We start from the raw sequence: 16,511 nt of genomic DNA on the forward strand, positions 1-16,511 counted from the left end.
ATCCACGGGTGACCCCGGGGGCCGCGGCTGCCACAGCTGCGGCCCCCGGGCTTTTCCGGTCCGGGGCCCGCTCCTCCTACAATCGGCCCCATCATGAGCGCCACACTCGTAGTCAAGGACCTCAGCGCCGGCCACGGCGAACGCACCCTCTTCTCCGGCCTGGACCTGGTCGTCGCCCCCGGCGACGTGATCGGCCTGGTCGGCGTGAACGGCGCCGGCAAGTCGACCCTGCTGCGCCTGCTGGCGGGCCTGGACACCCCCGAGGCCGGCTCGCTGCGGCTCAGCCCGGCCGGTGCCAACGTCGGCCACCTGCCGCAGGAGCCGGAGCGGCGCGCGGGCGAGTCGGTGCGCGAGTTCCTGGCCCGGCGCACCGGTGTGGCGGCCGCGCAGGCCGCGCTGGACGAGGCCACCGAGGGCCTGGTCGAGGGCCGGGCGGGCGCCGACGACGCCTATGCGGTGAGCCTGGACCGCTGGCTGGACCTCGGCGGCGCCGACCTGGAGGAGCGGGCCGAGGAGGTCGCCGACTCGCTCGGCCTGAAGGTCTCCCTCGACCTGCCGATGACGGCGCTCTCCGGCGGCCAGGCCGCCCGCGCGGGCCTGGCCTCGCTGCTGCTCTCCCGCTACGACGTGTTCCTGCTGGACGAGCCCACCAACGACCTCGACCTGGACGGCCTGGAGCGGCTGGAGGCCTTCGTCAAGGGCCTGCGCGCCGGCACCGTGCTGATCAGCCACGACCGCGAGTTCCTGGCCCGCACCGTCACCAAGGTGCTGGAGCTGGACCTGCACCAGCAGCAGGTCAACCTGTACGGCGGCGGTTACGAGGCGTACCTGGAGGAGCGGGCGGTGGCCCGCCGGCACGCCCGCGAGGAGTACGAGGAGTACGCCGACACCAAGGCCTCGCTGGAGGCCCGGGCGCAGATGCAGCGCAACTGGATGGAGCACGGCGTGCGCAATGTCCGCCGCAAGGGCGGCGACAACGACAAGAAGGCCCGCGCCACCCGTGCCGAGTCCACCGAGAAGCAGGCCTCCAAGGCCCGGCAGACCCAGCGGATGATCGAGCGGCTGGACGTGGTCGAGGAGCCGCGCAAGGAGTGGGAGCTGCGGATGGAGATCACCACCGCGCCGCGCTCCGGCTCGGTGGTCGCCACCCTGCGCGGGGCGGTCGCCCGGCGCGGCGACTTCGGCTTCGGCCCGGTGGACCTGCAGATCGACTGGGCCGACCGGGTCGCCATCACCGGCGCCAACGGCGCGGGCAAGTCCACGCTGCTGGCCGCTCTGCTCGGCCGGCTCGAACTCGACGGCGGCAGCGCCGTGTTGGGCTCCGGCGTGGTGGTCGGCGAGGTGGACCAGGCGCGCGGGCTGTTCCTGGGCGGCGAGCCGCTGGCGGAGGCGTTCGCGGCCGCCGTACCGGACCTCACGCCGGAGGAGGTGCGTACCCTGCTGGCCAAGTTCGGCCTCAAGGCGGTGCACGTGCTGCGTCCGGCCGACACCCTCTCCCCCGGCGAGCGCACCCGGGCCGCGCTGGCACTGCTACAGGCGCGCGGGGTGAACCTGCTGGTGCTGGACGAGCCCACCAACCACCTGGACCTGCCGGCGATCGAGCAGTTGGAGTCCGCGCTCGGCTCGTACACCGGCACCCTGCTGCTGGTCACCCACGACCGGCGGATGCTGGACACCGTGGCGGTGAACCGGCGGATCGAGGTCCGGGACGGGCGGGTGCACGAGCTCTAGCCGCCCCGGACCTCCAGCCACCCCGGACCGGCCCCCGGATTGATCTCGACCTCTTCCCGGAGCAGCCGTCATGTGCTGTGCTGTCGGCCATGGTTGACAGCACAGGCAGTGCGGTGACCGGGACGCCGTACCCGAGCGTCCCGCTCACCCCGATGACGGTGCCCGCCCACGAGGCCGAGGCCCGCGGCAAGGCCTTCCACGACGTGATGGCGCAGCGCCGGACCGTCCGCGACTACGCCACCCGCCCGATCCCGGACGGGGTGGTCGAGTGGGCGGTCCGCACCGCGAGCACCGCGCCCAGCGGTGCGCACGTCCAGCCCTGGCGGTTCGTGGTGATCACCGACCCGGAGCGCAAGCGGCGGCTGCGCGAGGCGGCCGAGGCCGAGGAGCGCGAGTTCTACGGCCACCGGGCCTCGGAGGACTGGCTGGCCGCGCTGGCGCCGATCGGCACCGACTGGCGCAAGCCGTTCCTGGAGGACGCACCGGCCGTGATCGTGGTCTTCGAGGTGCACAGGGGGCCGCAGTCGCCGCGCCCGTACTACACCAAGGAGTCGGTGGGGATCGCGGTCGGGCTGCTGCTGGCCTCGCTGCACCAGGCCGGACTGGCCACGCTGACCCACACCCCCAGCCCGATGAGGTTCCTCAACGAGGTGTGCGACCGCCCGGCGGAGGAGCGGGCCGCCTATGTGATCCCGGTCGGTTACCCCGCCGAGGGGGCGCGGGTGCCGGATCTGCGGCGCAAGGAGCTCGACGAGGTGATGGTCCGGCTCTGACGCGCCGGGGCGGCGCCGGGTGCGCCCCCGGGCCGGCCGGGGCTCCGGATACCGCCGATTTCCGGATGTGGCAGGTCCGGGCCAAGGACATAATCGCCGCCATGAGCCAAGCACAGCCACGGTCCTGTGGCCCCGCCCCCGTGGCACCGGAGGCCAGCACCGGGCGGCCGCCCGAGCTGCTGCGGTTGCCCGGCGGCCTCCGGCTGCACCGCCGCCGCAGCACCCACGCGGCGGCGCTGAACAAGGCAGTCCGCGCCAACCTGGACCATCTGCGGCCCTGGATGGAGTGGGCGGCCGAGGCCCCCACCCGGGCCCGGACCACCGAGCTGACCCGGGCCGGCACCGCCGCCTGGGAGGCCGGCACCGACTTCATGTACCTGGCCGGACTGGACGCCGAACCCGGCCGGGTGGTCGGCGCCTTCGGGCTGCACGGGCGGATCGGCCCGGGCGCGCTGGAGATCGGCTACTGGGTCGCCGCCCGGCACGTCGGCCGGGGCATCGCCACCAGCGCGGCCGGGGCACTGACCGAGGCCGCGCTGGCGCTGCCCGGGATCACGCGGGTGGAGATCCGCTGCGACCAGGCGAACGGCGCCAGCGCGGCCGTCCCGCGCAAGCTCGGCTACCGGCTGGACCGGGTGGCCGAGGCCGCCGTCCGAGCTCCGGGCGAGACCGGACGGCAGCTGGTGTGGATCATGGAACGCTAGCCTCGCCCCGGCTCCTCAAAGACCTCAGTAGCGCTCGCCGGTCGGCGCCGGCAGCGCGTCCAGCTCGGCCAGGTCGGCCGTCGAGAGCTCGACCTCGGCCGCACCCACGTTGTCCACCAGGTAGCGCGGCGTCTTGGTGCCCGGGATCGGGAAGACGTACCGGCCCTGCGCCAGCACCCAGGCCAGCGCGACCTGCGCGGGGGCGACGCCGAGCCGGTCGGCGGTCTCCTTGACCTTGCCGACCAGCGCCAGGTTGGCCTTCAGCGCGTCCTGCTGGAAGCGCGGCAGTCGGCGGCGGAAGTCGTCGGCGGGCAGCTCGTCGAAGGAGGAGATGTTGCCGGTCAGGAAGCCGCGGCCGAGCGGCGAGTACGGCAGGAAGGCGATGCCCTGCTCCTCGGTGTACGGCAGTACGTCGGCGAGCACGTCCCGGGTCCACAGCGAGAGTTCGGACTGCACCGAGTCCACCGGGTGCACCGACTGGGCCCGCTTGATCTCCTCGACGGTCACCTCGGAGAGCCCGATCCGGCGCGCCTTGCCGGCCTTGACGGTCTCGGCGAGCGCGCCCCAGGTCTCCTCGATCGGGACGGCCGGGTCGACCCGGTGCAGCTGGTAGAGGTCGACGTGGTCGGTGCCGAGGCGGCGCAGGCTGTCGTCGATCGAGCGGCGCACGTGCTCGGGGCTGCCGTCGCGGGCCCCGGTCCGGCCGATCTGGCCGGGGACGATGCCCACCTTGGTGGCCAGGAAGGCGCGCTCGCGGTACGGGCCGGCCAGCGCGGCGCCGACCAACTCCTCGTTGGTGAAGGGGCCGTACATGTCGGCGGTGTCGATCAGGGTGACGCCGAGGTCCAGCGCCTGGCGGATCACGCCGACCGACTTCTCGTCATCCCGGTTCTGCACGTCGTAGGCGAAGGTCATCCCCATGCAGCCGAGGCCGATGACGCCGACCTCAGGGCCGTTGCTGCCGAACGAGACGTTGCGCATGCCAGTGCTCCGATTCGATGTCCGCGGGTTGGATCAACGCGTTCCAGCTTTCACCTTCGAGTGCACCCGAGGTCAAGTCCGACGCGGAGTTGGCTTGATCCAGTCGCCGAAGCCACCGTCGAGCACCGGCTCCGCGAGCCGCGTGTACCCTCCGGCGCCCGGATGCGCGCCGTCCGCCGCCCCGGCCTCGGCCACCCCGGCCGGGGCTCCGGGCCAGCGCCTCGGTGACGTCGGTGAACGGGACGCCGCGGGAGGCGCAGAGTCCGGCGCGACGGCCCGGAGCACCCGGCCGACCCAACCGCGGAACTCCGGGTCGCCGAGGCCCTGGCCGAAGGAGTCGCTGAGGAAGCAGCTACGCGGGCCGCCGAAGGGGCCGCCTGGCGCTCGTATGCTCATCGGGCCACCGTAGGGGTGCGAGCGGGGCGTGCGCCTCCGGTTTCACCACCGGGCCCGGTGACCCGGCGGTCGACCCGAAGGGTTCGCCCCCGCACGAAAGGACATTCGCCCCCGGACGGTCCGCCGAGCCTGCGGCAACCGGCCGTCCGACAAACCCGCGCGCAGGAGCCCACCCCCACGCGCCCCGCACCACCGGGCGCCGCCCGTCCGGTCTTGGCAGGGCGCTCCGGGACGGTCGACGCTCTGTGCACAGCCGATCATCTCGGCCCGCCACCAAGGAAGTTGGGGAAGAAATGTCGCTCTCGCGCACCCGCATCGCCGCCCTCGCCCTGTTCGTCGCCGCCGGCACCGCGCTGGCCGCCCCGGCGCAGGCGGCCGGCGGGCACCGCACCCTCAGCCACTTCGACGACGGCAGCTTCGAGTCCCCCAAGGCCCCGGCGAACAGCTTCATCGAGCCCGTCGCCGGGCAGAGCATCGGCCCCTGGACGGTCACCAGCGGCAACGTCGACCTGATCGGCGCCGGCTTCTGGCAGGCCGCCGAGGGCGACCAGTCCGTCGACCTCAACGGCTCCGGCCCCGGCGCCATCGCCCAGACCTTCACCACCGTCCCCGGCACCACCTACTCGGTGACCTACGCCCTGGCCGGCAACCCCGAGGGCGGCGTCCCGCTGCGCACCGGCCAGGTGCTCATCGACGGGCAGGACTTCCAGGACTTCTCCTTCGACGTCACCGGCAAGACCAAGACCGCGATGGGCTACGTGGGCCACCAGTTCAGCTTCGTCGCGCAGAACTCCGCCACCACGCTGACCTTCCAGAGCACCGTCGCGGGCGTGTACGGGCCGGTGCTGGACAACGTGCAGGTGAAGGAGTGCAAGCCCTGCTGCGGCTGATGCCTGAGCCCTTGACGGCCTGCCCTTGACGGCCCGTCCGGGTGAGGTCGTCCGACGACAGCGCGCCGACCAGGTGCGTGACGGCTCCATCCGGACGGTCAGCCGGCCTCCGCGACGAGGCGGGCCGCCAACTCCTCGGCCAGGCCCGCGGCGCGGCCGCGTCGGCGGCGGGAGAGGGCCAGGCCCAGGCGGCGGCGGGGGCTGGGTTCGGCCAGTGGGAGCGCGACCAGCTCCGGGTGCCGGGTCAGGCCGATCTCGGGGATCAGGGCGATGCCGATGCCGGCGCGGACCAGGGACTGCGCGAAGTCGTAGTCCGTCGCGGTGCAGGAGATCCGCAGGTCGACACCGGCCAGGGCGGCGTGCCGGGCGAGCTGACCGGCGGACTTGTGACAGCCCAGGATCCAGCGCTGGTCGGCGAGTTCGGCCAGGTGCGGCGGCTCGGGACGGGCCCGGTAGCGGGCCGCGGCCGGGTGGTGGTGCGGCAGGACGACCCGCAGCGGGTCCTCGCCGACCGGGGTCCAGTCCAGGCCGGATCGGTCGCCGGGCCGGGCGGGCGGCGGGCCGTCGAAATAGTAGGCGAGGGCGAGGTCGGCCCGGCCCTCGCGGACGGCGGGCAGGCTCTCCTCCGGCTCCGCCTCCAGGATCGTCAGCTCCACCTCCGGGTGGTCGGCGACGAATCCGGCCAGGGCGGCGGGCAGCAGCCGACGGCCACCGCTGGCGAAGGTGGCGACGGTCAGCGCGGTCCGGTCGGCGGTGAGCTTGCCGATGCGCTGCTGGGTGTCGGCCAGTTCGGCGGCGATCGCGTCGGCGGCCTCCACCAGCAGGCGGCCCGCGTCGGTGAGCGTGACGCCACGCGTGGAGCGCTCCACCGCGGGGGCGCCGAGGCTGCGTTCCAGTGCGGCGATCTGCTGCGAGACCGCCGAGGGGGTGCAGTGCAGCGCCAGGGCCGCCTGGTTGAAGCTGCCGCGGCGGGCGACCTCCCGCAGCACCGCGAGGCGCTGAACGTCGATCAACAGTTCTCCTGATGGTGAGGTATCCGAATCGACACTACCGCTGTCGACCAGGGCCCGGCAGGCTCATCACCGAGACCGGACGACACCGGGATCGGACAGCACCGGGACCAGGGAGGGATCGAGAACGTGGACGTGTGCGTGATCGGCGGCAGCCGCTACTTCGGGAGACGGCTGATCGAGGACCTGCGGGACGCGGGCGCGACGGTGACCGTCGTCAACCGCGGCTCGACGCCCGCACCGTGGGGCGTGACCCATCTGCGCGCCGACCGCGACGACGAGGCCGCGCTGCGCGCGGCGCTCGGCGACCGGCGCTTCGACACCGTGGTCGACCAGGTCTGCTACACGCCCGTCCAAGCGGCCCTCGCCGCCCGGGTCTTCGCCGACCGCACCCCGCGCTACGTGCTGACCTCCACGGTCGAGGTCTACGCCCACCTCGGCCGGGCGGGCGGACCGGCCCTCGGGGAGGAGGCCCTCGACCTGTCGGCCGAACCGGTGGACCTCGAACTCCCGTGGGCCGACCCGGCGTTCCAGACGGGCCACTACGGCCAGGGCAAGCGCCAGGCGGAGGCGCTGCTCACCGGGCAGGCGCCCTTCGACGTCGTCGCCGTGCGCACCGCGCACGTCCTCGGCGGCGCCGACTTCACCGGACGGCTGGCGCACTACGTGGAGCGGATCGGGCGCGGCCTGCCGGTGGCCGTCCACCCGGCACCGCAGAGCGCCTCCTTCGTCCACCAGGCGGAGATCGCCCGCTTCCTGGCCTGGGTCGCGACGAGCGCGTTCACCGGCCCGGTCAACGCGTCCTCCCCCGGGACGCTGGACGTACGTGAGCTGTGCGCGGCGATCGGTCGCGAGCTGGGCACCGAGCCGGTGCTGACGGCCGGGGCCGACGAGCCGCTCTCGCCGTTCTCCTTCGACCGCTGCTACGCGATGGACACCGGCCGGGCGGCCCGCCTCGGCTTCCGCTTCTCCCCGATCACCGACTGGCTGCCCCGGGCCGTCGAGGAGGCCCGCCGATGACCCCGACCCCCGTGCCGACCGCCGTCCGCGCCATCGGCGGCATCACGGTGAGCGCCGTCGGCCTCGGCGCGATGCCCCTGTCCGTCGAGGGCCGCCCCGACCGGGACCAGGCCGTCGACACGATCCACGCCGCCCTCGACGCGGGCGTGACGCTGATCGACACCGCCGACAGCTACCACTGGCACGCCGACGAACTCGGCCACAACGAACGGCTGATCGCCCGGGCGCTCGCCGCCCGCGGCAGTGGTACCGACGAGGTGCTGGTGGCCACCAAGGGCGGCCGGGGCCGACCCGGCGACGGGACCTGGACGGTCAACGGCGACCCGCGCCACCTGCGCCGCGCGGCCGAGGCCTCGGCGGCCCGGCTCGGTGTGGAGGCCATCGGCCTCTACCAGCTCCACAAGCCGGATCCCGCCGTCCCCTTCGCCGACTCCGTCGGCGCCCTGCGGGACCTCGCCGATGCCGGCACCATCCGCATGGTCGGCCTCTCCAACGTGGACCACGAGCAGATCCGCACCGCCCGGCGGATCCTCGGCCCACGCCTGGTGTCCGTACAGAACCGCTTCTCCCCCGCACACCCGGCCACCCGCGACACCCTCGACCTGTGCACCGAACTGGGCCTGGCCTTCCTCCCCTGGAGCCCCCTCGGCGGCATCTCCCTCAGCGCCGTCGACGACCCCGGCACCAGCGCGCCGGCCCCGGACACCCCCTTCCACACCCTCGCCCGGGCCCACGGCGTCAGCCCGCAGCAGATCTGCCTGGCCTGGCACCTGGCCCAGTCCCCCGCCGTCATCCCGATCCCGGGCGCCCGCCGACCGGCCTCCATCCGCGACTCGGCCGCGGCCACCGGGCTCACGCTCTCGGCGCAGGAGCTGGCGGAACTGACCGCTCCTTGAGGGATCGGTAAATCCCAGGGATTTGCTCATTGCTGGACAAAGGTCCTCGCTGCTCCGGCTTGGAGGGCCGGTGCAAGGCGGACGCTCCGAGGCGCCGGTGGGCCGGAGGACACCGGCACCTCGGCGTTCCCTTCGGATGCGTTCCCTTCGGATGTCCGAAACCCGCACCTGGCGCCACCCGTTCGCCTGGGAACCATCTAGCATGCGGTGATGCCGACGGCACTGTCGGTCACCGTCTCGTGTTGGGAGCCCCCGTGCGCCACCGCCTGCTCCGCGCCGCCCTCGCCTCCGCCGCCGCCCTCGGCCTGGCGGCGGTCACCGCACCCGCCGTCCACGCCGATCCGGCGGCGACGGGCTGCCCCCGGGGCTACTTCTGCCTCTTCGAGGGCCCCCATCAGAGCGGCCGGGTGCTGCTCGCCGAGAACGCGCACATCACGAAGGACGGCTTCCAGCTGCGAGAGCTGGACGGCATCGAGCCGCCGATCTTCCCGCGCTCCGCCCGCAACCCGCTCCCGGACGGCGCCGGCTGCATAGTCCGGCTGAACGACCGGCCGCACTTCGCCGGGGACGAACAGGAGGTCGTCGGCTTCGGCAACCACGAACTCGACGGCCGCCGGGTCGGCTCGCTCACACCCGACTGCGGCTGACACCCCGGCCGGCACCTCGGGGGAAAATTGGCATCTCATCACCCCGGACCGTCAACTACAGTCCCTCCCACCTGTACGGCACGAGGGGGCGGACATGACGGTCCGGGACGACCACGACCAGCTCGACACGATCTTTCCGACCGGCGACGCCGCCTGCGCGGCGGGCCTCACCCCCGAGGAACTCGCCGCGTTCAGCCGCACCCTCGGCCGGCTGCGCGCGCTCCCCTCCCACGACCGCACCCGGCTGCACGCCGAGCGGCAGCTCAGCTCCTTCGTGACGGAGAGCCGCAAGCGCCGCCGCCAGGAGGCCAAGCAGGCCGTCCGGCAAGCCGACGCCGAGCTGCTCGCCGCCACCACGACCGGCGACCGGCACCGCCGCGAGGACGCGCCGCTCGCCCGGACCACCACCGGACCGGTCGGCGAGCTGCAGCTCCCACGCCGGTGCTACGTCTGCAAACAGGCCTACCGTCAGGTCGACGGCTTCTACCACATGCTCTGCCCGGACTGCGCGGCCGACAACACCGCCCGCCGGGACCTCGGCACCGACCTGCGCGGACGCCGGGCGCTGCTCACCGGCGGGCGGGTGAAGATCGGCTTCCAGCTCGCGCTGATGCTGCTGCGGGACGGCGCCGAGCTGATCGTCACCAGCCGCTTCCCGCAGGACACCGTCCGCCGCTTCCGCGCCGCCCAGGGCAGCGAGCAGTGGTGGGACCGGCTGACCGTGGTCGGCATCGACCTCCGCGACCCGCGCCAGGTCCTCGGCCTGACCGAGCAGTTGCGGGCCGACGGCCGTCCGCTGGACATCCTCGTCAACAACGCCGCGCAAACCCTGCGCCGCCCGCCGGAGTCGTACGCCCTGCTGGCGGCGGGCGAGGTGACGGCGCTGCCCACGACCGACCGCCGGGCCATCACCCATGCCCCCGGATTCCGGCCGCTCTCCGGAGGCTCCACTCAACTCCCCTCGGGCGCCGGGTCATTGCTGGACTTCACCGACGAGGCCGGACTGCTGCCCGACCTCGCGCCCGCCAACTCCTGGTCCGCCACGCTCGGTTCGCTCGACCCGGCGGAGGTGTTGGAGACCCAGCTGGTCAACGCGCTGGCCCCGGCCCTGCTCTGCGACCGGCTGCTGCCGCTGCTGCTCGCCTCCGCGCACCGCGCCCGCTACATCGTCAACGTCACGGCGGTGGAGGGCCGGTTCGCCGTCCGCAACAAGACCTCGCGCCACCCGCACACCAACATGGCCAAGGCCGCGCTCAACATGCTCACCCGCACCAGCGCGGCCGAACTCGCCACCCGGGGCGTGCACATGTGCGCCGTCGACACCGGCTGGATCACCGACGAGAACCCGGCCCCCAAGAAGACCCGGATCGCCGCCCACGGCTTCCGCACCCCGCTGGACATCGTCGACGGCGCGGCCCGGGTCTACGACCCGATCGTGCGGGGCGAGGCGGGGCACCCGGTGTCGGGGGTGTTCCTGAAGGACTACCGGGTGGCGGAGTGGTGACGGGCGGGGCGTAGCGATGCGGTAGGGGCAGCAGGCCCGCCGCAACGGCCCGGTCCGGGAGGGATCCCGGGCCGGGCCGCTGCCTCGCGCTCAAACGTGCTCAGGCGTGCTCACACGTGATCAGCGGCCGGTGGGCAGGTTGGCCCCGCCGGTGCAGTCGAGGACCACGCCGGTGACGAAGGTGTTCGCCGCGAGCATGTGGATCGCGCGGGCGACGTCCTCGGGGCGGCCGACCCGGCCGACCGGGGTGGTGGCGGCCAGGCCGTCGAAGAGCGCGGTGCGCTGCTCGGCGGGGACGCGGTCCCACCACGGGGTGTCGATCACGCCGGGCGAGACGGCGTTGACCCGCAGCGGGGCGAGTTCGACCGCGAGCGGCGGGACCATCGCCTCCAGGGCGCCGTTGATGGCGGCCAGTCCGGCGGTGCCGGGGATCGCGGCCCGGGCGGAGGCGGCGGTGATCAGGGTGACCGAGCCGTCCTCGCGCAGGTGCGGCAGCGCCGACTGCAGGACCCGGACCTGGGGCCAGAACTTGGCGTCGAAGCCGCCGGCGAGGTCGGCCAGGTCGAGCTGGGCGAACGGTCCGCCGCCGGCCGCGCCGCTGACCGCGACCACCAGGTGGTCGACGGTCCCGGTCTCGGCGAAGAAGGCGGCGAGGGCGGCCGGGTCCGTCGCGTCCAGCTGCTTGCCACCGGCCTTGCCGCCGATCCGCTCGACGGCGGCGTCCAGCCGCTCACGGTCGCGGCCGGTGATCACGACCTCGGCGCCGTCCGCCGCGAACGCGGTGGCGGCCGCCTCGCCGATGCCCGAGCTGCCGCCCATCACGACGACCCGCTGTCCGGCGAAGAGGTTCGATGCAGTGCTCATGGTCGGGGCCTTTCCGGCTGGTTCGAGAGCTTGTCGATACCGCTAGTTCCGGCAATGATGGTTATCGAGACTGCTAGTCTTGTCAAGCGGGGGCAAGAAGAAAGGGACGACCACGATGAGCGACACCGAACCCCAGGCCGAGCAGGCCCCCTCCACCCGGCCGCACACCGGCCGCCGCCGCAACGAGGCCGCCCACCGCGCGATCCTGGACGCCGCACTGAAACTGCTCGCCGAGTCCGACGGCACGCCCGTCACCATCGACGCCATCGCCCGCGCCGCCGGCGTCGGCAAGCAGACCGTCTACCGCTGGTGGCCCTCCAAGGGCGCCGTGCTGCTCGACGCCCTCACCGACCGCGCCGACCAGGACGTCCCCGGCCCCGACACCGGCGCCCTACGCACCGACCTGCGCGCCTTCATCGCCGCCACCTTCGACGCCGCCCAGCACAGCACCACCGCCTCCGCGCTGCGCACCCTCACTCGCGAGGCCGCCCGCGACCCCCACCTCGCCGAACTGATGCAGAGCTTCGTCGGCACCCGCCGGACCGCCCTGCGCGGCCTGCTCTCCCGGGGGCGGGAGCGCGGCGAACTGGCCGGGGACACCGACCTGGACCTGATCGTGGACCAGGTCTACGGGGTGTTCTGGTACCGATTCCTGCTCGGCCACGGCCCACTGGACGAGACCGTCGCCGAGCGGCTGGCCGACTCCCTGGTCAGGGGGAGCGCGGCGGTCTAGGGGAGGGGCCGCGGCGCCGCACCAGCGGCAGGTACACCTCGTCGACGATCTCCACGAGCACGTCGTCGGGCGCCGTCGGCACCCCGCGCACGACGAACTCGTTGCGCAGCAGCACCATCGCCACCGTCGCCACCCTCGGATGCAGCGCCTCGGGGGCCGCCTCGCCGCGGGCGACCGCGCGGCCCAGGACGGTGAGCCAGGGGACGGCCGCCGCGTCGCCGGACTGGTCCTGCAGCTGCGCCAGGAACTCCGTCGCGCCGCCCGCCGCGGCCAACAGCTCGCGCAGGACCGCGCCGAGCGGGGAGCTCCAGTGCCGGTTCGCCTGGCGCAGCAGCTCCAGGACGTCACCGCGCAGTTCACCCGTGTCGGGGAGCGGCGCGGCCTTGGCGAGCTGCTTGTAGCCGGCGATGCCGAGCGCGAGGCGGTTGGGCCAGCGGCGGTAGATGGCGTTCTTGTTGGTGCCGGCGCGGGTGGCGACCTTGTCCATGGTCAGCCCGGCGTACCCGGATTCGGCAAGCTCCGCGACCGCCGCCCGCAGGATCGCCTCCTCCAGCGCCGCCCCGCGCCGCCGCGTCTGCCCGGCCATGGTCCCGTCCTCTCGTGAATGCGGTCCCATCCTTCTTGCCGCTCCCGGGCGACGGCAACTACGGTACTGGACGTACCGTAAGTTCCCGATCCGCGATCGAAGGCAGGAGACCATGCGCGCCAAAGGAATCAGCTATGACACCGGCTTCGTCAGGGGCGGGGCCCACTCCCGCAAGTTGTTCGACCCGGCAGCCGTAGAACGTGAGTTACGGATCATCCGCGACGACCTGCACTGCACCGCCGTCCGGATCACGGGTGGGGATCCGGATCGGATCGAACTCGCGGCCGGGTACGCCGCCGACCTCGGACTGGAAGTCTGGTACTCCCCGTACCCTCTGGAGCTGACCGGTGACGAGATGCTGCGGCTGTTCGCCGACTGCGCCGAGCGGGCGGAACGGCTGCGGCGGCGCGGGGCCGAGGTGGTGTTCGTGGCCGGCGCCGAACTCAGTCTGATGAATCCGGGCCTCCTGCCCGGGGACAGCACGGACGAGCGGGTCGCGCTGCTCGCCCGGCCCGAGCTGGTGCGCGAGCACCTCGGCGCGGTCAGCGGCAAGGTCAACGCGTTCCTCGGCAAGGCGGCGGCCACCGTCCGCGAGCACTTCGCCGGGCCGGTCACCTACGCCGCCGTCCCGCTGGAGCGGGTCGACTGGGCACCGTTCGACCTGGTCTCCCTGGACCTCTACCGCTCCGCCGAGGTCGCCGACCGCTTCGCCGACGGCGTCCGCGACCTGACGGCGCAGGGCAAGCCGGTCGCCGTCACCGAGTTCGGCTCGGCCACCTACCGGGGAGCGGGCGACCGGGGCGCGCTCGGCCTGGAGATCGTCGAGTACGACGCCGAGGGTCCGGTGCGCCTGAAGGGCGCCTACGAGCGCGATGAGCCCGGCCAGGCCGCGTACCTGCGGGAGCTGCTGGAGGCCTTCGACGCCGGCGGGATCGACGCCACGTTCGTCTTCACCTTCGCTCTGTACGACTTCGCCCACCGCCCGGACGGCGACCCGCGCGCGGACCTCGACCTGGCCAGCTACGGCATCGTCAAGGTCCATGAGGACCGCTCCGGCAGCGCCTACCCCGGGCTCCCCTGGGACCCGAAGGCCGCCTTCGCGGCGGTCGGCGAGTACTACCGGACGCACTGACCCCGAACGAGCCGCGCGCAGGAAGTCGGCGGGTCCGACTTCCCGCGCATCGACCGAAGTCACGCGATGCGGGCACGGCGGCGGTAGTACGAGACGGCCAGCGCGATGGTGATCGGCCCCCACAACATGGCCGGGCCGATGCAGACCCGGGCCAGGGCCTCCCACCACCCGTTGCTGAACCCGGCCTCATCGAACACGCCGATCCACGCGAGCGGCTGGAGGTCGAACAGGCCGAACAGGACCAGCCCGCCCAGCACCGCCGCGACGAGCGGCGCGAGCGGCGGAACCCGGCGCCCCCGCAGGAACGGCACCCAGGACGGGAACACCTCGCCCCAGCCGCTGACCAGCCCCAGGGTGAGCAGCGCCAGAGCCTCGGTGATCAGGCTCAGACAGAACACGTACGGGGTGTACCACCACTCGTACGGCGGGGCGGCCGGGTCGGCCGTACCCATCCGGAAGTCGAACGCGAACGGCAGCCGCCACAGGCAGTGCGGCAGCACGATGAACGGAAGGGCCTTGGCGAGACGCAGGGCCCAACGCGGGACGGGGCGCTCGGTGTCGCCCACCGGGATGTTCTTCAGCATGTGTCCACCGTCGCGGACACCACCCCGGCCCCACCTCCACCGCGGGGCCCGACCCCCTCCCCCGCGCGAGCCAACTGTCGGTCGTCACACAGGTGGAGGCGCGCGGGAAGTCGGTGGGGCCGACTTCCCGCGCAGGAGGTGGCGGGCTGTCAGGGGCCCAGGGCTGCGGCGGCCGGCGCCGTCCCGTCGACGAAGCCCTGCGGGCCCGCCTCGCTCCGGCGGGCCCGCAGGGCTGTCGCCCCGTCAGGACTTGGCGCCCAGACCGAAGGCGGTGACCAGGAGCCCGAGGGCGTACGGGGTCTCGGCGCCGTTCAGGGCGGTCGGGTCGACCGAGTACACGACCTTGCGGGCGAGATCGCGGGTGGCGAAGACGCCGCTGGTGTAGCCGGGGCGGGATCCGGTCTTGCCCCAGGCCACGACGCCGTTGGCCTCAAGGCGCTCAAGCCCCATGCTCATGCACGCCTTGCCGCCCGGGCAGTGGCTGCTGTGATCGGCGACGGGCACGTCGGGAACGGTGAACAGCTTCTCCTGCTCGGCCGACGGGAGGAGGCGCCCTCGGAACAGGGCGGTCATGAAGCGGTCCAGGTCGGGGGCGCTGGAGATCATGCCGCCCTCGGCCCAGGGCCAGGGGCTCTGCTCGGTCACGTCCACGCGGTGCGAGCCGCCGTCCGCGTCGGGGACGGTCAGGTACGGGTGGGTGGCGGGGTGCCGCAGCTCCGGGTCGTCGGCGTCCGGCAGGGAGGTGTCGTGCAGGCCGAGCGGGCGGATGATCCGCTCGCGCAGCTCGTCGGCGTAGCTGTCGCCGGTGACCTTCTCGACGATCAGCCCGGCGACGAAGGTGTTCATGCCGTTGTACTGCTGGGCGGTGCCGGGCTGGAAGCCCAACGGCTGGCCGGCCATCGTGGCGAGGACCTGCTCGGGGGTGAACGAGTCGAAGCGGTGCTCGGCGAACCAGGTCGTGGTGCCGTCGCCCCAGGGCGTGTTGGAGCCGCCGGGCAGTCCACTGGTGTGGTTGAGCAGCTGGCCGACCTTGACCGACGCATAGGGGAAGTCCGGAAGGTACTGCTGGACGCTGCCGTCCAGGTCGATCCGGCCCTCGGCGGCGAGCTGGAGGACGACGGTGGCGGTGAAGACCTTCGAGATCGACCCGACCCGGAACCTGCCGTGCGGGTCGATGTCCGTGCCGTCCTCCCCCGAGGTGCCCTCGAACCGCCCACCGGAGCCGGTGACGCGCACGAAGGCGGCCGAGACATCGGCGGCGGGCCGCTTGGCGAGAGCGGCCCGGATCGCCGCCTGGTCCAGCGGCGGCAGCGCGGACGCACTCGCGGACGCACCGGCGGACGGGGTGGCCGGCGTCGCGGCGAGGGCGGGCGTGCCCACCCCGACCGTCAGCGCGGCCGCCAGGGCGCCGGCGGCGGCGACAACGGCCCGACGGGTGCGGTTCGTGTAGGCGTTCACGTACGGTCCATCTCCAGACTGATCGTCATCCGGACCGGTGGTCGTTTCCCGGCCCGCACGATGAGTCTCCCGAACCCGGACGCCAAGATCATCAGGGTTGGGCCCCCGATGAACCCTGATCTTCTGTCAGGGACGACCCCGAACGCCTCGACTCAAGAGGACGGGTCGTGCCGTCACAGGTCACCTGGGAAGGGTCCACGATGCAGCAGCCGAGGCACGTCGTCGTGAGCGCTGCCGGCCGAGGACCGCCCGGCCGACCGGCCAGGGCGCCCGGACGAGTCCTCCGACAGCATCACGGCGGCCCGCTCGCCGATGCGCGGGCCGGACCGGACTCACGCGTGGCTCACCCGCTGCGCTATGAGCAGGAACGGACGATGTCCGCTGCGCCGCCGCCCCCGCCTTCGCTGTCGGGCCGGAAGAGCGCCGCGGTGCCGAGCTGGGTACGGCCGAGCCGCTCGCCCGGGAACGGGGTCAGATCCTCGCCCGGCGCGGCACAGCGAGGAGTGGGGGGGGGGGCGCCGGGCCCGCGCCCGCCACACAGGCGGGAACGGACGGCGCGGCGGCCGCGGGGTGAGAGAGCGTGGACCCCCGGCGCGGTCCAC

General features: G+C 73.6%; 16 protein-coding genes. 10 read left to right on the forward strand and 6 right to left on the reverse strand.

Going from position 1 to position 16,511, the window contains the following annotated elements; translation table 11 throughout:
* The first annotated feature begins 93 nt into the window (after positions 1–93).
* From ABZW30_RS27245 to ABZW30_RS27255, 3 genes are all read left to right on the forward strand, one after another.
* Positions 94–1,731, forward strand: a complete 1,638-nt coding sequence (locus tag ABZW30_RS27245) for an ABC-F family ATP-binding cassette domain-containing protein (RefSeq protein ID WP_355673828.1) — start codon at positions 94–96, stop codon at positions 1,729–1,731.
* An 89-nt stretch (positions 1,732–1,820) separates the two neighbouring features.
* The gene (locus ABZW30_RS27250; RefSeq protein ID WP_355673829.1) at positions 1,821–2,504 is read left to right on the forward strand and encodes a nitroreductase family protein; all 684 of its coding nucleotides are present in this window, start codon (positions 1,821–1,823) and stop codon (positions 2,502–2,504) included.
* A gap of 101 nt (positions 2,505–2,605) precedes the next feature.
* Positions 2,606–3,208, forward strand: coding sequence for a GNAT family N-acetyltransferase (locus ABZW30_RS27255; protein WP_355673830.1), 603 nt, complete (start codon positions 2,606–2,608; stop codon positions 3,206–3,208).
* Between the two features lie 24 nt (positions 3,209–3,232).
* On the opposite strand, the gene ABZW30_RS27260 is transcribed toward ABZW30_RS27255, so the two are convergent.
* Entirely contained in the window at positions 3,233–4,189 is a 957-nt protein-coding gene (locus ABZW30_RS27260; protein ID WP_355673831.1) for an aldo/keto reductase, read from the reverse strand.
* Between the two features lie 689 nt (positions 4,190–4,878).
* Between ABZW30_RS27260 and ABZW30_RS27265 the strand changes: the two genes are divergently transcribed.
* The gene (locus ABZW30_RS27265; RefSeq protein WP_355673832.1) at positions 4,879–5,475 is read left to right on the forward strand and encodes a choice-of-anchor C family protein; all 597 of its coding nucleotides are present in this window, start codon (positions 4,879–4,881) and stop codon (positions 5,473–5,475) included.
* 98 nt (positions 5,476–5,573) lie between these two features.
* On the opposite strand, the gene ABZW30_RS27270 is transcribed toward ABZW30_RS27265, so the two are convergent.
* Positions 5,574–6,488 (reverse strand): LysR family transcriptional regulator, encoded by a 915-nt coding sequence (locus tag ABZW30_RS27270; protein ID WP_355673833.1) that lies wholly within the window; start codon positions 6,486–6,488, stop codon positions 5,574–5,576.
* A gap of 126 nt (positions 6,489–6,614) precedes the next feature.
* On the opposite strand from ABZW30_RS27270, the gene ABZW30_RS27275 reads away from it, so the two are divergent.
* The 4 genes from ABZW30_RS27275 to ABZW30_RS27290 all read left to right on the forward strand — a co-directional run bounded on the left by ABZW30_RS27275 (position 6,615) and on the right by ABZW30_RS27290 (position 10,552).
* Positions 6,615–7,505: an NAD-dependent epimerase/dehydratase family protein gene (locus tag ABZW30_RS27275; protein WP_355673834.1), complete on the forward strand. Its 891-nt coding sequence runs from the start codon at positions 6,615–6,617 to the stop codon at positions 7,503–7,505.
* Positions 7,502–8,401: an aldo/keto reductase gene (locus tag ABZW30_RS27280; protein ID WP_355673835.1), complete on the forward strand. Its 900-nt coding sequence runs from the start codon at positions 7,502–7,504 to the stop codon at positions 8,399–8,401. Before ABZW30_RS27275 ends, ABZW30_RS27280 begins: the two co-directional genes overlap by 4 nt.
* A gap of 242 nt (positions 8,402–8,643) precedes the next feature.
* Positions 8,644–9,048 (forward strand): peptidase inhibitor family I36 protein, encoded by a 405-nt coding sequence (locus tag ABZW30_RS27285; RefSeq protein ID WP_355673836.1) that lies wholly within the window; start codon positions 8,644–8,646, stop codon positions 9,046–9,048.
* A 94-nt stretch (positions 9,049–9,142) separates the two neighbouring features.
* Positions 9,143–10,552, forward strand: coding sequence for an SDR family NAD(P)-dependent oxidoreductase (locus tag ABZW30_RS27290; RefSeq protein ID WP_355673837.1), 1,410 nt, complete (start codon positions 9,143–9,145; stop codon positions 10,550–10,552).
* 120 nt (positions 10,553–10,672) lie between these two features.
* On the opposite strand, the gene ABZW30_RS27295 is transcribed toward ABZW30_RS27290, so the two are convergent.
* On the reverse strand, positions 10,673–11,416 hold the full coding sequence (locus ABZW30_RS27295) for an SDR family oxidoreductase (protein ID WP_355673838.1): 744 nt from the start codon (positions 11,414–11,416) through the stop codon (positions 10,673–10,675).
* 115 nt (positions 11,417–11,531) lie between these two features.
* Here ABZW30_RS27295 and ABZW30_RS27300 point away from each other — a divergent pair, with 115 nt between their 5' ends.
* Positions 11,532–12,149, forward strand: coding sequence for a TetR/AcrR family transcriptional regulator (locus ABZW30_RS27300; RefSeq protein ID WP_355673839.1), 618 nt, complete (start codon positions 11,532–11,534; stop codon positions 12,147–12,149).
* Here the strand turns inward: ABZW30_RS27300 and ABZW30_RS27305 are convergent.
* Positions 12,127–12,735, reverse strand: a complete 609-nt coding sequence (locus ABZW30_RS27305; protein ID WP_355673840.1) for a TetR/AcrR family transcriptional regulator — start codon at positions 12,733–12,735, stop codon at positions 12,127–12,129. The two genes, ABZW30_RS27300 and ABZW30_RS27305, sit on opposite strands and share 23 nt — an antisense overlap.
* A gap of 112 nt (positions 12,736–12,847) precedes the next feature.
* On the opposite strand from ABZW30_RS27305, the gene ABZW30_RS27310 reads away from it, so the two are divergent.
* Complete coding sequence (locus ABZW30_RS27310) at positions 12,848–13,867, forward strand: hypothetical protein (RefSeq protein ID WP_355673841.1); 1,020 nt, start codon at positions 12,848–12,850, stop codon at positions 13,865–13,867.
* A 59-nt stretch (positions 13,868–13,926) separates the two neighbouring features.
* Here ABZW30_RS27310 and ABZW30_RS27315 read toward each other — a convergent pair whose 3' ends face one another.
* Complete coding sequence (locus ABZW30_RS27315; protein WP_355673842.1) at positions 13,927–14,451, reverse strand: hypothetical protein; 525 nt, start codon at positions 14,449–14,451, stop codon at positions 13,927–13,929.
* A gap of 243 nt (positions 14,452–14,694) precedes the next feature.
* Complete coding sequence (locus tag ABZW30_RS27320; RefSeq protein WP_355673843.1) at positions 14,695–15,909, reverse strand: serine hydrolase domain-containing protein; 1,215 nt, start codon at positions 15,907–15,909, stop codon at positions 14,695–14,697.
* Positions 15,910–16,511 lie beyond the last annotated feature (602 nt).

Origin of the sequence: Kitasatospora sp. NPDC004669, assembly GCF_040609455.1 — a bacterium.
Classification (GTDB): Bacteria; Actinomycetota; Actinomycetes; order Streptomycetales; family Streptomycetaceae; genus Kitasatospora.

Excerpts from the sequence above, each read along its gene's own strand:
- ABZW30_RS27315 (WP_355673842.1), bottom strand. The coding sequence starts at position 14,451 with ATGCTGAAGAACATCCCGGTGGGCGACACCGAGCGCCCCGTCCCGCGT.
- ABZW30_RS27310 (WP_355673841.1), top strand. The coding sequence starts at position 12,848 with ATGCGCGCCAAAGGAATCAGCTATGACACCGGCTTCGTCAGGGGCGGG.
- ABZW30_RS27260 (WP_355673831.1), bottom strand. The coding sequence starts at position 4,189 with ATGCGCAACGTCTCGTTCGGCAGCAACGGCCCTGAGGTCGGCGTCATC.
- ABZW30_RS27300 (WP_355673839.1), top strand. The coding sequence starts at position 11,532 with ATGAGCGACACCGAACCCCAGGCCGAGCAGGCCCCCTCCACCCGGCCG.
- ABZW30_RS27305 (WP_355673840.1), bottom strand. The coding sequence starts at position 12,735 with ATGGCCGGGCAGACGCGGCGGCGCGGGGCGGCGCTGGAGGAGGCGATC.
- ABZW30_RS27250 (WP_355673829.1), top strand. The coding sequence starts at position 1,821 with ATGGTTGACAGCACAGGCAGTGCGGTGACCGGGACGCCGTACCCGAGC.
- ABZW30_RS27295 (WP_355673838.1), bottom strand. The coding sequence starts at position 11,416 with ATGAGCACTGCATCGAACCTCTTCGCCGGACAGCGGGTCGTCGTGATG.
- ABZW30_RS27290 (WP_355673837.1), top strand. The coding sequence starts at position 9,143 with ATGACGGTCCGGGACGACCACGACCAGCTCGACACGATCTTTCCGACC.
- ABZW30_RS27280 (WP_355673835.1), top strand. The coding sequence starts at position 7,502 with ATGACCCCGACCCCCGTGCCGACCGCCGTCCGCGCCATCGGCGGCATC.
- ABZW30_RS27255 (WP_355673830.1), top strand. The coding sequence starts at position 2,606 with ATGAGCCAAGCACAGCCACGGTCCTGTGGCCCCGCCCCCGTGGCACCG.
- ABZW30_RS27245 (WP_355673828.1), top strand. The coding sequence starts at position 94 with ATGAGCGCCACACTCGTAGTCAAGGACCTCAGCGCCGGCCACGGCGAA.
- ABZW30_RS27265 (WP_355673832.1), top strand. The coding sequence starts at position 4,879 with ATGTCGCTCTCGCGCACCCGCATCGCCGCCCTCGCCCTGTTCGTCGCC.